The 14,179-nt window shown below is 70.3% G+C and carries 13 protein-coding genes; 1 reads left to right on the forward strand and 12 read right to left on the reverse strand.

Translation table 11 applies throughout. The features are described from left to right. Positions 1-35: 35 nt before the first annotated feature. The 5 genes from metK to mihF form a co-directional block, all read right to left on the reverse strand. Positions 36-1,247, reverse strand: a complete 1,212-nt coding sequence (gene metK / locus W7S_RS16090; protein WP_008258192.1) for a methionine adenosyltransferase — start codon at positions 1,245-1,247, stop codon at positions 36-38. Between the two features lie 94 nt (positions 1,248-1,341). Beyond that, positions 1,342-2,604 carry a bifunctional phosphopantothenoylcysteine decarboxylase/phosphopantothenate--cysteine ligase CoaBC gene (coaBC, locus tag W7S_RS16095; RefSeq protein ID WP_008258194.1) on the reverse strand — a complete coding sequence of 421 codons (1,263 nt, stop codon included), beginning with the start codon at positions 2,602-2,604 and terminating at the stop codon, positions 1,342-1,344. 21 nt (positions 2,605-2,625) lie between these two features. After that, positions 2,626-2,952, reverse strand: coding sequence for a DNA-directed RNA polymerase subunit omega (rpoZ, locus tag W7S_RS16100; RefSeq protein WP_008258195.1), 327 nt, complete (start codon positions 2,950-2,952; stop codon positions 2,626-2,628). Positions 2,953-3,025: 73 nt separating this feature from the next. After that, positions 3,026-3,697 (reverse strand): guanylate kinase, encoded by a 672-nt coding sequence (gmk, locus tag W7S_RS16105; RefSeq protein WP_085976452.1) that lies wholly within the window; start codon positions 3,695-3,697, stop codon positions 3,026-3,028. An 88-nt stretch (positions 3,698-3,785) separates the two neighbouring features. Continuing rightward, entirely contained in the window at positions 3,786-4,100 is a 315-nt protein-coding gene (mihF, locus tag W7S_RS16110) for an integration host factor, actinobacterial type (RefSeq protein ID WP_007171927.1), read from the reverse strand. Between the two features lie 634 nt (positions 4,101-4,734). On the opposite strand from mihF, the gene W7S_RS16115 reads away from it, so the two are divergent. Further along, on the forward strand, positions 4,735-5,157 hold the full coding sequence (locus tag W7S_RS16115) for a molybdopterin-binding protein (protein ID WP_008258197.1): 423 nt from the start codon (positions 4,735-4,737) through the stop codon (positions 5,155-5,157). 108 nt (positions 5,158-5,265) lie between these two features. Here the strand turns inward: W7S_RS16115 and pyrF are convergent, their stop codons facing one another. Genes pyrF through pyrR form a run of 7 tightly spaced genes read right to left on the reverse strand, consistent with a single transcriptional unit; the run spans position 5,266 to position 13,935 of the window. Continuing rightward, positions 5,266-6,090: an orotidine-5'-phosphate decarboxylase gene (pyrF, locus tag W7S_RS16120; protein ID WP_008258199.1), complete on the reverse strand. Its 825-nt coding sequence runs from the start codon at positions 6,088-6,090 to the stop codon at positions 5,266-5,268. Beyond that, entirely contained in the window at positions 6,087-9,464 is a 3,378-nt protein-coding gene (carB, locus tag W7S_RS16125) for a carbamoyl-phosphate synthase large subunit (RefSeq protein WP_008258200.1), read from the reverse strand. The genes pyrF and carB overlap by 4 nt, the downstream gene beginning before the upstream one ends. After that, a complete protein-coding gene (gene carA / locus W7S_RS16130; RefSeq protein WP_008258201.1) occupies positions 9,464-10,600 on the reverse strand; it encodes a glutamine-hydrolyzing carbamoyl-phosphate synthase small subunit in 1,137 nt (378 codons plus the stop codon). The genes carB and carA overlap by 1 nt, the downstream gene beginning before the upstream one ends. Further along, a complete protein-coding gene (locus W7S_RS16135) occupies positions 10,597-11,112 on the reverse strand; it encodes a hypothetical protein (protein WP_036429018.1) in 516 nt (171 codons plus the stop codon). The genes carA and W7S_RS16135 overlap by 4 nt, the downstream gene beginning before the upstream one ends. Then, complete coding sequence (locus W7S_RS16140) at positions 11,109-12,401, reverse strand: dihydroorotase (protein ID WP_008258203.1); 1,293 nt, start codon at positions 12,399-12,401, stop codon at positions 11,109-11,111. The genes W7S_RS16135 and W7S_RS16140 overlap by 4 nt, the downstream gene beginning before the upstream one ends. Then, entirely contained in the window at positions 12,398-13,357 is a 960-nt protein-coding gene (locus W7S_RS16145) for an aspartate carbamoyltransferase catalytic subunit (RefSeq protein WP_008258204.1), read from the reverse strand. Before W7S_RS16145 ends, W7S_RS16140 begins: the two co-directional genes overlap by 4 nt. After that, positions 13,354-13,935 (reverse strand): bifunctional pyr operon transcriptional regulator/uracil phosphoribosyltransferase PyrR, encoded by a 582-nt coding sequence (pyrR, locus tag W7S_RS16150; RefSeq protein WP_008258205.1) that lies wholly within the window; start codon positions 13,933-13,935, stop codon positions 13,354-13,356. Before pyrR ends, W7S_RS16145 begins: the two co-directional genes overlap by 4 nt. Between the last annotated feature and the right edge of the window lie 244 nt (positions 13,936-14,179).

Raw genomic sequence — 14,179 nt, forward strand, 5'->3', positions numbered from 1 at the left:
GTGACTGCGACGTCACATTCGAGGCGGCGGGCAACCTAGATGGCGCGCTTGAGGTCGTCGACCTTGTTCAGCTGCTCCCAGGGCAGTTCGACGTCGGTGCGGCCGAAGTGCCCGTAGGCGGCGGTCTGCGCGTAGATCGGGCGCAGCAGGTCCAGGTCGCGGATGATCGCGCCGGGACGCAGGTCGAACACCTCCGGGACGATCTTCTCGATCTTGACCGGGTCGACGGTCGCGGTCCCGAAGGTCTCGATGAACAGCCCGACCGGCGCCGCCTTGCCGATGGCGTAGGCCACCTGCACCTCGACCCGCTCCGCGAGCCCGGCGGCGACGATGTTCTTGGCCACCCAGCGCATCGCGTACGCCGCCGAGCGGTCCACCTTGGACGGGTCCTTGCCGGAGAACGCCCCGCCGCCGTGCCGCGCCCAGCCGCCGTAGGTGTCGACGATGATCTTGCGGCCGGTCAGCCCGGCGTCGCCCATCGGGCCGCCGACGACGAACTTGCCGGTCGGGTTGACCAGCAGCCGCGTCGAGGAGGTGTCCAGCGTGTCGTGCGCCAGGTCGTTGAGCACGGTGTTGAGCACCTTTTCCCGGATGTCGGGGGTCAGGGTGTTCTCCAGGTCGATGTCGGCCGCGTGCTGGGTGGAGATGACCACGGTGTCCAGCCGGACCGGGACGTCGTCCTCGAATTCGATGGTGACCTGCGTCTTGCCGTCGGGGCGCAGGTAGGGCAGCACGCCGTTCTTGCGGACCTCGGTCAGCCGGCGCGACAGGCGGTGGGCCAGCGCGATGGGCAGCGGCATCCGCTCGGGGGTGTCGTTGATCGCGTAGCCGAACATCAGGCCCTGGTCGCCGGCGCCCTGCGCATCCAGCGGGTCGGCGGCACCCTCGACGCGGGTCTCGTGGGCGGTGTCGACGCCCTGGGCGATGTCGGGCGACTGCGCGCCGATGCCGATGTTGACCCCGCAGGACGCCCCGTCGAAGCCCTTGTCCGACGAGTCGTAGCCGATGTCGAGGATGCGCTCGCGGACCGTGTTGGTGATGTCGGCGAAGGCCTCCTTGGCCGTCGTCGTCACCTCGCCGACCACGTGCACCTGCCCGGTGGTCACCAGGGTCTCAACCGCGACGCGTGAGCGGGGGTCCTGCGCCAGCAGGGCGTCGAGGACCGAGTCGCTGATCGCGTCACAGATCTTGTCGGGATGTCCCTCAGTCACCGACTCACTGGTAAACAGGCGACCCTTTTCGCTCATGCCAATCCTTCCAAATAGTTAGTCAACCGAATTATATCGGCCCGCGTCAGCCCGGCCGGCACCCCGTCCCGGTGCCGGGAAGAACTCGACCGCTTTACCCGCTGTCCCCGTGCAGGAACGCGGCGATCGCATCCACGATACGACTGGCCATCAATGTCTTGGAGCCGTGCTGCAGTGCGGACTCGGTGCCGTCGGAGGCCAGCAGCCAGCCGTCGTTGCTGTCCACCTCGAACGCGCGGCCCTCGCCGACGGCGTTGACCACCAGCAGATCGCAGCCCTTGCGCTGCAGCTTGGCCCGGGCGTGAAACAGCACGTCGCCGCTGGCGTCGCCGGTCTCGGCGGCAAAGCCGACGATTGCCCGCATGTTGGGCAACTGCCCGTGGGCGCGGGCCCGCACCGCCCCGGCGAGGACGTCGTCGTTGCGCACCAGCTCGATCGTCGGGGGCGCCGTCTCATTCGAGGCGCTCTTTTTGATCTTGGCGGCGGCAACGTGCGCGGGCCGGAAGTCGGCGACCGCGGCGGCCATCACCAGCACATCGGCCTCCGGGGCGCGCTTGGACACCGCGTCGCCCAGCTGGGCCGCGGAGCTGACGTGGACGACCTCGACACCGGCGGGATCGATCAGCCCGGCGGTGTGCCCGGCGATCAGGGTGACCTCGGCGCCGCGCTGGGCCGCCACCCGCGCCACGGCATAGCCCTGCTTGCCGGAGCTGCGGTTGCCGATGAAGCGCACGGGGTCGACCGGTTCGCGGGTGCCGCCGGCGGTGACCAGCATCTTGCAGCCGGCGAGGTCGTAGGGCAGCGCGTCGTGGCGTTCCAGCAGCAGGTGGGCCAGGGTGGTGATCTCCTCGGCTTCGGGCAGCCGGCCCGACCCGCTGTCCGTCCCGGTGAGGCGCCCGGCGGCGGGCTCGAGCACCACCGCGCCCCGCCGGCGCAACGTCGCCACGTTGTCGACGGTGGCCGGGTGCAACCACATCTCGGTGTGCATGGCCGGCGCGAACAGCACCGGGCACCGGGCGGTGAGCAGCGTGGCGGTCAGCAGGTCGTCGGCGCGACCGTGCACCGCGCGCGCCAGCAGATCCGCCGTGGCCGGGGCCACCACGACCAGGTCGGCCTGCTTGCCGAGCTGGACGTGCGGGACCTCGGGAACGTCGTTGAAGACGCCGGTGTGCACCGGCTGGCCGGAGAGCGCCTCAAAGGTGGCCGCGCCGACGAAACGCAGCGCGGACTCGGTCGGGATGACCCGGACGGAATGGCCGGCCTCGGACAGCTGGCGGACGACGGTGCACGCCTTGTAGGCGGCGATGCCGCCGGAGACACCGACTACGACTCGTTTGGGGATCCGCGTGCGGTCCACAGCGCGCCCGGCCCGGCCCTGTTACTCGCCCTCGGTGTGCTCGAGCAGGTCGCCGTGGATCTCGCGGAGCGCGATCGAGAGCGGCTTCTCCTGCAGCCCCGGCTCGACCAGCGGCCCCACGTACTCGAGGATGCCCTCGCCGAGCTGGTTGTAGTAATCGTTGATCTGACGGGCCCGCTTGGCCGCGTAGATAACCAGGGCGTACTTGCTCGAGACCCGGTCCAGCAGCTCGTCGATGGGCGGGTTGGTGATGCCCAGCGGGGTGTCGTAGGCGCCCGGCGCCCCGGCGGACAGGTCGAACCGATCGGGGACGGCGGCCAGCGCGGCGTCGGACTGCGGAATAGTCACTGAGGTCAATCTCCTCTACGTTCGAAGGCGGGCCAGGGCCCAAAACGGCTGATCGCCGGCGAAAAGTCGGTGCTCAATCTTGATTGGATGTGGTCTGGCTTTCGGTGTGGCCAGCCGGGTCGTGCCGGTCCGGGGCAGTTCCCACCAGCAAGGATACCAATTCGGCGCACGCAGACTCCAATCGACGGTTGACGACCACCCGGTCGAAGTCGTCACGGGCCGCCATTTCGATGCGGGCCGTCTCGAGGCGCCGCCGCATGACCTCCGGGGTCTCGGTGCCGCGGCCGACGAGCCTGGCCTCCAAGTCCTCCCAGCTGGGCGGCGCCAAAAACACCGTCAGGGCCTCGGGCATCGCCCTCTTCACGGCCCTGGCCCCGGCCAGGTCCACCTCGATCAAAACCGGGAATCCGCGGGCCGTGGCGTCGCGAACCGGCTCGGCCAGGGTGCCCGAGCGGTGCAGGCCCGCGTGAATTTCGGCCCACTCCAGCAGGGCGCCCTCGTCGATGAGCTGCTGGAAGCGGGCGGGGCTGACGAAGTGGTAGTCGACGCCGTCGACCTCGCCGGGCCGGGGCGCCCGCGTGGTGGCCGAGACGCTGAAATGCAGGTCCGGGACCCGCTCGCGCAGGCATCGGACCACGGTCGACTTGCCGACCGCGGAGGGACCGGACAGCACGACCACACGCCCCGCACGCGATGGTTCGGGACGTGCCCCGTGCTGGATGTCCGGTCCCCCGCCGCCGTTCATCGGCGCTCCCGGGCGGGTGCGCCCACGGCTCGGGTCGGTTTGCCCGCCTTCTCCTCAGGCCGTTCGGCCTGCATCGTCGGCGGCCGGGTTAGGAGCCGAACTTTTCCAGCAGGGCCTTGCGCTGACGGTCGCCGAGGCCGCGCAGGCGGCGGGTGGGGGCGATCTCCAGCTCAGTCATGATTTCCTGCGCCTTGACCTTGCCCACCTTGGGCAACGCCTCGAGAAGCGCCGAAACCTTCATCTTGCCCAGGACTTCGTCGGTCTCGGCGTCCTTGAGCACCTGGGTGAGGTTGGTGCCGCCACGCTTCAGCCGGTCCTTGAGCTCTGCTCGTGCACGACGTGCGGCAGCCGCCTTCTCCAACGCGGCCGCGCGCTGCTCGTCGGTCAACTGGGGAAGGGCCACGATTCCTCCGTATCTGATCAATCAATTTCAATCGATCTCATTTTGTCTCGCCGGTTCTTCTGCCAGCGGAGACGACCGTACTCAGGCCTCCTGACGAAATCTAACCCGCCCCCCTGCTTAACGGGGCAAACTCCCAGCATGCAACGGCGCGTGTCCCCCCAAAGCGGCCCGCCGCGCGACGTCGACGGCGCCCGCCGCGACGCCGTGCCGAGGGGCCCGGCGCAGCCCGTTTTGGGCCGTCGCCAAGCCATCTACCAGCGGCTTTATCCGAAGGGGCCGTCGTGGGGTGCGACGACGTGGCCGTCCGGAAACGCGCCGGCGCGCACCCGGGCGGGGCGGTGCGAGGGATCACGCATTCGTCGCGGCGTGTCGCGCGTGTCGCGTTCGGCCGGTCAAAGGGCAGGCCAGCGGCGCCGCCCCGCGGCCGCGCGGGCGGCGGGGGGTCCCGCGGGGTCGTGTGTGCCGCCCGGGCCCCACGGCGGCGGGCGTGTCACTTCCGCGGATTCGCGTCGGCGAGGGACGTGTCACCGCAGGAACGGGATCGTGGCCTGAGAGCGTTCCGTACCCGCGGGAAGGCCGCGGCGCCGGCCGCGTATCAGCTAATCCGCGGTCGTGGATCGGATACCATCGGGGCGTGTCCAACCTGCGAATTCGCCAGGCGGCTGAGCTGCTCGGCGTCAGTGATGACACTGTGCGGCGCTGGATCAACCAGGGGGCGTTGGAGGTCAGTCACGACGCGGCCGGCCGCAAAGTGATCGCCAGCGAGGACCTCGCCCGCTTCTCCCGCAGCAACGCGCCCGCGCCGCCGGCCGACCCGCTCAGCATCGGCAGCTCGGCCCGCAACCGCTTCGTCGGGCTGGTCACCGCAGTGGTCAGCGACAAGGTGATGACCCAGGTGGAGATGCAGTGCGGCCCGTTCACCGTCGTCTCGCTGATGAGCACCGAGGCCGCCGAGGAGTTGCAGCTGCGTCCCGGCAGCGTGGCGGTGGCCGTCGTCAAGGCCACCACCGTCATCGTCGAAACAGCCCAGCCCAGCACGGCGCTGGCGTCGGACTAGCGGCGATCGCAAGCGCGGCCGCGGCGATCGCAAGCGCGGCGTAGCCGGGCGCAGCGGGTCGCCGCATAGTCCAAGCCGGGCGCAGCGGGTCGCCGCCATCGGACTAGCTCACACCGCCAGGTAGGCGACAGCGTCCAGCATCCGTTCGGCCGCCCCGCGCAGCTCCGCCACCCCCGGCCCGGCCCGCAGCACCTCGCGCGCGACCGCGGGCAGCAGCTGCCCCGGCTCGGCGCCGCCCAGCCCGGCGAGCGCCTCGGGGCGCCCGCCCTGCACCCCGAGGCCCGGCACCAGCACGGGCCCACCCAGGGCGCTGAGATCGGGCGCCTGCAGCACCGTCGCGCCCACGACGACGCCGACGTATCCGGGCCCGGACGGGGTCGCGGACCGATTCACCACGGCCGCCTGGTCGACGACCAGCTGGGCCACCGTGCGGCCGTCGAAGGCGGCCCGCTGCACGGTCGCGCCCTCCGGGTTGGAGGTCGCGGCGAGCACGAACACCCCCCGGTCGTGCGCGGCGGCGGCTTCCAGCAGCGGCCGCAACGACCCGAACCCCAGGTACGGCGTGGCCGTCACCGCGTCGGCGGCCAGCGGCGAATCCCCCGCCCAGGCGGCGGCATAGGCGGCCATCGTCGTTCCGATGTCGCCGCGCTTGGCGTCGGCCAGCACCAGCACGCCGGCCGACCGCAGGGCCGCGATGGTGCGTTCCAGCACCGCGAATCCGGCCGCGCCGTACGCCTCGAAGAACGCCACCTGCGGCTTGACGACGGCGAAGCCGGAGAACGCCTCGATGCAGATGTCGCAGAACGCGGCCAGCCCGTCGGCGGTGGTGGGCAGCCCCCAGGCCCGCAGCAGCTCGGGGTGCGGGTCGATGCCCACGCACAGCGGTCCGCGTTCGGCCTTCGCGTCGCTCAGCCGGACCCCGAAGCCGGTCACCGGGCCCCGTTTCCGGGCAGGCCGCCCTGGCCGATCTGGCTGTGCAGCTCCTGCAGGCTGCGCACCCCGATGTCGCCGCGGATGCCCGCTTCGATGCCCTGCACCGCGGCCGACGCGCCCTGCACCGTGGTGACGCAGGGGATGTTGACCGACACCGCGGCCGAACGGATTTCGTAGCCGTCGATGCGCGGACCGGAATTGCCGTAGGGGGTGTTGATCACCATGTCGACCTCACCGGCCTTGATCACGTCCACCGCCGACTGCGCGGGCCGCCCCGGCTGCGGGTCCTCGAAGTGCTTGCGCACCTCGTCGCACGGAATCCCGTTGCGGCGCAACATCTCCGCGGTGCCCTCGGTGGCGAGGACGCGGAATCCCAGGTCGGCCAGGCGCTTGACGGGAAACACCAGCGAGCGCTTGTCGCGGTTGGCGACCGACACGAAGATCGTGCCCCGCGCCGGCAGCGACCCGTAGGCGGCGGTCTGGCTCTTGGCGAACGCGCTGCCGAAGTCGCGGTCGATTCCCATCACCTCGCCGGTGGACTTCATCTCCGGGCCGAGCAGCGAATCGATGGCGGCGCCGTCGATGCGGCGGAAGCGGTGGAAGGGCAACACCGCCTCCTTGACGGCGATCGGGGCGTCCAGCGCCGCGTGTGCCCCGTCCCCGGAAGCCGCCAGCAGCCCCTCCTCGCGAAGCTGGGAGATGCTGGCGCCCAACATGACCCGGGCGCACGCCTTGGCGAGCGGGATCGCGGTGGCCTTGGACACGAACGGCACCGTACGGCTGGCCCGCGGGTTGGCCTCGAGGACGTAGAGCACGTCGTCCTTGAGCGCGTATTGCACGTTCAGCAGCCCCACCACACCGATGCCGTGCGCGATGGACTCGGTCGCGCGGCGCACCTTCTCGATGTCGCTGCGGCCCAGCGTGACCGGCGGCAGCGCGCAGGCCGAGTCGCCGGAGTGGATGCCGGCCTCCTCGATGTGCTCCATGATGCCGCCGATGTACACCTCGGTGCCGTCGCAGAGCGCGTCGACGTCGATCTCCACGGCGTCTTCGAGGAAGCGGTCGACCAGCACCGGGTGTTCGGGCGAGAGCTCGGTCGCGCGGGTGATGTAGCCCCGCAGCGTCTCCTCGTCGTAGACGATCTCCATGCCGCGACCGCCCAGCACGTAGGACGGGCGCACCAGCACCGGGTATCCGATGTCTTCGGCGATCCGGCGGGCCTGGTCGAAAGTGGTTGCGGTGCCGTACTTCGGGGCCGGCAGGCCGGCCGCGGTGAGCACGTCGCCGAACGCGCCGCGGTCCTCGGCCAGGTCGATGGCTTCCGGCGGGGTGCCGACGATCGGCACGCCGGCGTCGGCGAGGCGTTGCGCCAGCCCCAGCGGGGTTTGACCGCCGAGTTGCACGATCACCCCGACCACCCCCGGCCCGTCCCCGGCCGATTGTTGCTCGGCGCGAAACACCTCCAGGACGTCCTCGAAGGTGAGCGGTTCGAAGTACAGCCGGTCGGCGGTGTCGTAGTCGGTCGACACGGTCTCGGGGTTGCAGTTGACCATCACGGTCTCGAAACCGGCCTGGCTCAACGTCGTTGCCGCGTGCACGCAACTGTAGTCGAATTCGATGCCCTGCCCGATCCGGTTGGGGCCCGAACCCAGGATCAGCACCTTGGGTTTCTGGGTCTGCGGGGCCACCTCGGTCTCGGCGGCGGGGTCGAGCTCGTAGCTGCTGTAGTGATACGGCGTCTTGGCCTCGAACTCGGCCGCGCAGGTGTCGACGGTCTTGTACACCGGGTGCACGCCGAGGCGCTCGCGTAGCGAGCGCACCCCGTTCTCGCCGGCCAATTCCGGTCGCAGCGCGGCGATCTGGCGGTCCGAAAGCCCGTTGTGCTTGCCGCGCCGCAGCAGGTCGGCGTCGAGGACCGGGGCGGCGATCAGTTCGGCGCGCAGCGTGATCAGCTCGCCGATCTGCGCGACGAACCACGGGTCGACGCCGCTGGCCTCGGCGACGCGTTCCACCGAAGCGCCCAGGCGCAGCGCGAGTTCGATGTCGTAGAGGCGGCCCTCGGTCGGGGTGCGCAGCCGGGTCAGCACCTCCGCCGGCCCCTTTTCGGCCCCTGCCGGATCGTCCGGCTTGGTCCAAAAGCCCGTGCGGCTGGTCTCCAGCGAGCGCATCACCTTGCCCAGCGCCTCGATGAAGTTGCGGCCCAACGACATTGCCTCGCCGACGGATTTCATCGTGGTGGTCAGGGTGGGGTCGGCGCCCGGGAACTTCTCGAAGGCGAACCGCGGGGCCTTGACCACCACGTAGTCCAGGGTGGGCTCGAAGCAGGCCGGGGTCTCCTTGGTGATGTCGTTGACGATCTCGTCGAGGGTGTAGCCGATGGCCAGCTTGGCGGCGATCTTGGCGATCGGGAAGCCGGTGGCCTTGGACGCCAAGGCGCTTGACCGCGACACCCGGGGGTTCATCTCGATGACGATCAGCCGGCCGTCGGCCGGGTTGATCGCGAACTGGATGTTGCAGCCCCCGGTGTCCACGCCCACCTCGCGCAGGATCGCGATGCCCAGGTCCCGCATCCGCTGGTATTCGCGGTCGGTCAGCGTCATGGCCGGCGCGACGGTGACCGAATCACCGGTGTGCACGCCCATCGGGTCGAAGTTCTCGATCGAGCACACCACGACGACGTTGTCGTTGCCGTCGCGCATCAACTCGAGCTCGAATTCTTTCCAGCCGTAGATCGATTCCTCGATGAGCACGTTGGCGCTGGGGCTTTCGGCCAGCCCGGCGCCGGCCATCCGGTCGACCTCCTCGACGGATCGCGCCATCCCCGAACCCAGACCGCCCATGGTGAAGCTGGGCCGCACCACCACCGGCAGGCCCAGCTCCTCGACCGTCTCGCGGACCTCTTCCATGGTGAAACACACTCGGCTGCGGGCGGATTCACCGCCCACCTTGGCGACGATGTCCTTGAACATCTGCCGGTCCTCGCCGCGCTGGATGGCGTCGAAGTCGGCCCCGATGAGCTCGACGCCGTGGCGCTCCAGCGCGCCGTTCTCGTAGAGCGCGACCGCGGTGTTGAGCGCGGTCTGCCCGCCCAGGGTGGCCAGCAGGGCGTCGATCTTGTTGCCGCGCTCGGCCTGCTGGGCGATCACCTTCTCGACGAATGCGGCGGTGATCGGCTCGACGTAGGTGTGGTCGGCGTACTCCGGGTCGGTCATGATGGTCGCCGGGTTGGAGTTGACCAGGCTGACCTCCAGGCCCTCGGCCCGCAGCACCCGGCAGGCCTGGGTGCCCGAGTAGTCGAACTCGCAGGCCTGACCGATGACGATCGGCCCGGAGCCGATCACCAGGACGTGACGCAAATCGGCGCGACGCGGCACTACCGCCCCTTTCCGCGGTTTGGGGCCGCCATCAACTCGATGAATTGGTCGAACAGATAATTCGCGTCGTGCGGCCCGGCGGCGGCCTCGGGATGGTATTGAACCGAAAAGGCCCGTCCGTCGGCGAGTTTGACACCCTCGACCACCCCGTCGTTGGCGCACGTGTGGCTGACGATCGCCTGGCCGAACGGCGTGTCGAAGGACTGTCCGGCCTCCCCCTCGAGTGCGAAGCCGTGATTCTGTGCGGTCACCGCCACCCGCCCGGTGGCGTGGTCGATCACCGGGATGTTGATGCCGCGGTGACCGAACACCATCTTGTAGGTGGACAGGCCCAGCGCGCGGCCCAGGATCTGGTTGCCGAAACAGATGCCGAACAGCGGGATTCCGGCGCCCAGCACCTCGCGGGTCACCGCCACGATGTGGTCGGCGGTGGCCGGGTCGCCCGGGCCGTTGGACAGGAACACGCCGTCCGGATTGATGTCGGCGATCTGCCGGTAGGTCGCCGAGGACGCCAGCACGTGGGTGCGGATGCCGCGGCGGGCGAAGTTGCGCGGCGTGTTGGTCTTGATGCCCAGGTCCAGCGCGGCCACCGTAAACCGGGGCTCCCCTTCGGGTTCCACGATGTAGGTGTCCGGCGTGCTGACCTCGCCGGCCAGGTCGGCGCCCAGCATGGACTGCTGGCCCCGCACCCGCTGCAACAGCTCGTCGGGGTCGGCGAGCGCGTCCCCGGAGAACACGCCCGCCTTCATCGAGCCGCGGGTGCGCAGGTGCCGCACCACCGCCCGGGTGTCGATGCCGGCGATCCCGACGACGTGCTGGCGGATCAGTTCGTCCTCCAGGGTGCCGGTGGCCCGCCAGTTGGACGGGCGCGGCGAGGGATCGCGCACCGCGTAGCCGGCGACCCAGATCTTGTCGCCGCGGCTCTCGGCGTCCTCGTCGTTCCAGCCGGTGTTGCCGATCTGCGGCGCGGTGGCCACCACGATCTGCCGGTGGTAACTGGGATCGGTCAGCGTCTCCTGGTAACCGGACATGCCGGTGGAAAACACGGCCTCGCCCAGTGTTTGGCCGATCTTGCCGAACGGGGTGCCGGTGAAGACGCGGCCGTCTTCGAGTACCAATAGGGCCTTACTGCTCACGCGACCTCATTCTCCTGGCCATCCCGTTCCTCCAGCCACGGGTCGTAGTCATGGCGGTGATCCGCCCGGAAACCGGTGTCGATCTCGACGCCCGACGGCAGCCGCCAGCGGATCGCCAGAATGCCGATCCGGGCCGGCCTGACCGCCATTCCGCGCTCCATGCGGATGGCCGTGATCGAGTCCCGTGGAATCCAAATCGGGTGGGCCCGCAGGCGTTCCACCATGATGCCCCCGGCGTAGCGGGTCAGCACCGCTTTGCTGCGGTAACCGAGATCGCCCGCCGCGATCCGCTCGTTCCAGCCCGGCGCCATCATGGACCCGCAATAGTGGCCGCGGGTGGTGATGCTCGCCGCACCGACCTGGTCCGGGATCTGCGGCAGGTCGCCGATCAGCTCCGCCTGCCGCTGCGCGCGGCGCTGCCAGCTGCGCATCATCAGCTGGATCACCACCGTGATCACCACCACCAGCACGGCCGCGAAGATCAGCGACCCCGCCAGCGTGCCCGAATTCATGCCGGGCACTTCCCGTCTCGGCAGGTGACCTTGCCGCGCAGCAGGGTCGCGGTCACGGTGGCGGGCAGGGTCATCGCTTCGTAGGGCGTGTTGGCCGACCGGCTGGCCAGGTCGGGCCCGGCGACGGTCCAGGAGGCGTCGGGGTCCACCACGGTCAGGTTGGCCGGCTCCCCCACTTCCAGCGGCCGGCCGTGATCGGGCAGGCCCACGATGCGCGCGGGGTTCTCGCTCATCACCCGGGCGAGGCCACGCCAGGTCAGCAGCCCCGGGATGACCATCGTCTGCACGACGATCGACAGCGCCGTCTGCAGTCCCAGCATGCCGGGCCGCGCCGCGGAGAACTCCACGCACTTCTCGTGCTCGGCGTGCGGGGCGTGATCGGTGGCCACGCAGTCGATGACGCCGTCGGCCAGCGCCTGGCGCAGCGCAACCGCGTCGGCCGCCTCGCGCAGCGGCGGGTTGACGCGGTTACGCCCGTCGTAGCTGGACAGCCGGCTGTCGTCGAGCATCAAGTGGTGCGGGGTGACCTCGGCGGTGATCGAAATCCCTTGATCCTTAGCCCATTTCACGATCTCGACGGTGCCGGCGGTGGAGGCGTGGCAGATGTGCACCCGGGCGCCGGCGTCGCGCGCCAGCAGCGCGTCGCGGGCGACGATGGATTCCTCGGCGGCCCGTGGCCATCCGGACAGGCCCAGCCGGGCGGCGGTGGGTCCCTCGTGGGCGACGGCGCCGACGGTCAGCCGCGGCTCCTCGGCGTGCTGGGCGACGAGCACGCCCAGCCCGGTGGCGTACTCGAGGGCGCGGCGCATCACCAGCGGATCGTGCACGCAGATGCCGTCGTCGGAGAACATCCGCACCTGCGCGGCCCCGGCGGCCATCATGCCCATCTCGGTGAGCTCCTTGCCGGCCAGCCCGACGGTGACGGCGCCCACCGGGTGCACGTCCACCAGGCCGACCTCCTGGCCCCGATGCCAGACGTGGTCGGTGACCACCGGGCTGTCGGCGACCGGGTTGGTGTTGGCCATCGCGAACACCGCGGTGTAGCCGCCCAAAGCCGCGGCGGCCGAACCGGTTTCGATGTCTTCGGCATATTCGCGGCCCGGTTCGCGCAGGTGGGTGTGCAGGTCGACGAACCCAGGCAGCAGCACCTGGCCCGTCGCGTCGATGACGTCGGCGGTGTCGGGGATCTTCAGGCCCGGGCCGATCTCGGCGATCTGACCGTCCTCGGCCAGGACGTCGACGCGGTCGCCTTCGCCGTACAGCCGAACCCCGCGCAGCAACACGCTCATGCGGCCCCCTCGCTTCCGGCCGACTCGGCACCCACCAGCACGTGAAACAGCACCGCCATCCGCACGTGCACACCATTGGAAACCTGTTGCAGCACGGCCGATTGCGACGAATCGGCCACCGATGACGCGATCTCCATGCCGCGCAGCATCGGCCCGGGGTGCAGCACCACGGCGTGCCCGGGCAGCATCGCCTGGCGGCGATCGGAAAGCCCGTACAGGGACGAGTATTCGCGCACCGACGGGAAGAAGCCGCCGTTCATCCGCTCGGCCTGCACGCGCAGCATCAGCACCGCGTCGGCGGCGGGTAGCTCGGCGTCGAAGTCGTTCGACACCGTCACCGGCCAGCCGTCGACGCCGACCGGCAGCAGCGTCGGCGGTGCCACCAGCACCACTTCGGCGCCCAGGGTGTGCAGCAGCATGACGTTGGAGCGGGCGACCCGGCTGTGCAGGACGTCGCCGACGATCACGACCCGCCGGCCCTCGATGCCGCCGAGCCGCTGGCGGATGGTGAGCGCGTCCAGCAGCGCCTGCGTCGGGTGCTCATGGGTGCCGTCGCCGGCGTTGATCACCGAGGGGCCGGAATCGCCGCCGGCGCGTGTCCATTCGGCAAGCAGGTGCGCGGCCCCCGACGCCGGGTGCCGGATGATCAGCGCATCGGCCCCGGCGGCCCGCAGCGTCAGCGCGGTGTCGCGCAGCGACTCGCCCTTGCCCACCGACGATCCGGCGGCGCTGACGTTGATCACGTCGGCGCTCATCCACTTGCCGGCCACCTCGAAGGACACCCGGGTGCGGGTCGAGTTCTCGTAGAACATCGTCACGATGGTGCGGCCGCGCAGCGTCGGCAGTTTCTTGATCTCGCGGCCGACCAGCGCCTGGGCGAAGCGGTCGGCGTCGTCGAGGATGGCGGTGGCGTCGTCGAGGCTCAGGTCCCCGGCGGCAAGCAGGTGTCGGGTCATCGCGAGATCACCACCCCGTCGTCACCGTCGCTCTCCCGCAACAACACGTGCACGCTCTCGGTGCGTGAGGTGGGGACGTTCTTGCCCACATAGTCGGCGCGCAGCGGCAGTTCGCGGTGGCCCCGGTCGACCAGCACCGCCAGCTGCACCACCCGGGGGCGGCCGACGTCGCGCAGCGCGTCCAGGGCGGAGCGCACCGAGCGGCCGGAGTAGAGCACGTCGTCGACCAGGATCACCAAGGCGTCGTCGATGCCGCCGGCCGGGATCGAGGTGGCTTCCAGCGGACGGGGTGGTTTTTGCATCAGGTCGTCGCGGTACAGGGTGATGTCCAAAGCACCCCAGGCGACGTTGGCGGGAGAGCCGCCGCTGTATTCGCCGATGTTGCCGGCCAGGCGTTCGGCCAGGATCACGCCGCGAGTGGGGATGCCCAGCAGCACGACCCGCGGAGCGTCGGGGCCGTCGAGGGCCGTCTTTTCGATGATCTGGTGTGCGATACGGGAAATGGTGCGGCCCACGTCGGCCGCCGACATCAATTCCCGGGAATCACTGCCTGAGCGCGTGTCGCCCGCAGCACCCATACGAAACTTGACCTCCTTCTCCGCCTCACCGGACGGATCGTTAAAGGATGTCGACTGCACGGCAGCGTAGCACTTATTTCGGGGGCGGCGGCGCCGGCCGCGTGTGGCGCGCATCGCTCCCCGGTCGCGCTCGTCACACGCGTCCCACGAGTCTCTCCGGGGAGGCACACGATGTGTGCCCACCTCCCAGCGACAAGTTGCCGAGCGGCACCCGCCACGGGCGGCACCGCTACGGGCGGCACCC

The organism is Mycobacterium sp. MOTT36Y (genome assembly GCF_000262165.1).
In the GTDB taxonomy this organism is placed as follows: Bacteria; Actinomycetota; Actinomycetes; order Mycobacteriales; family Mycobacteriaceae; genus Mycobacterium; species Mycobacterium intracellulare.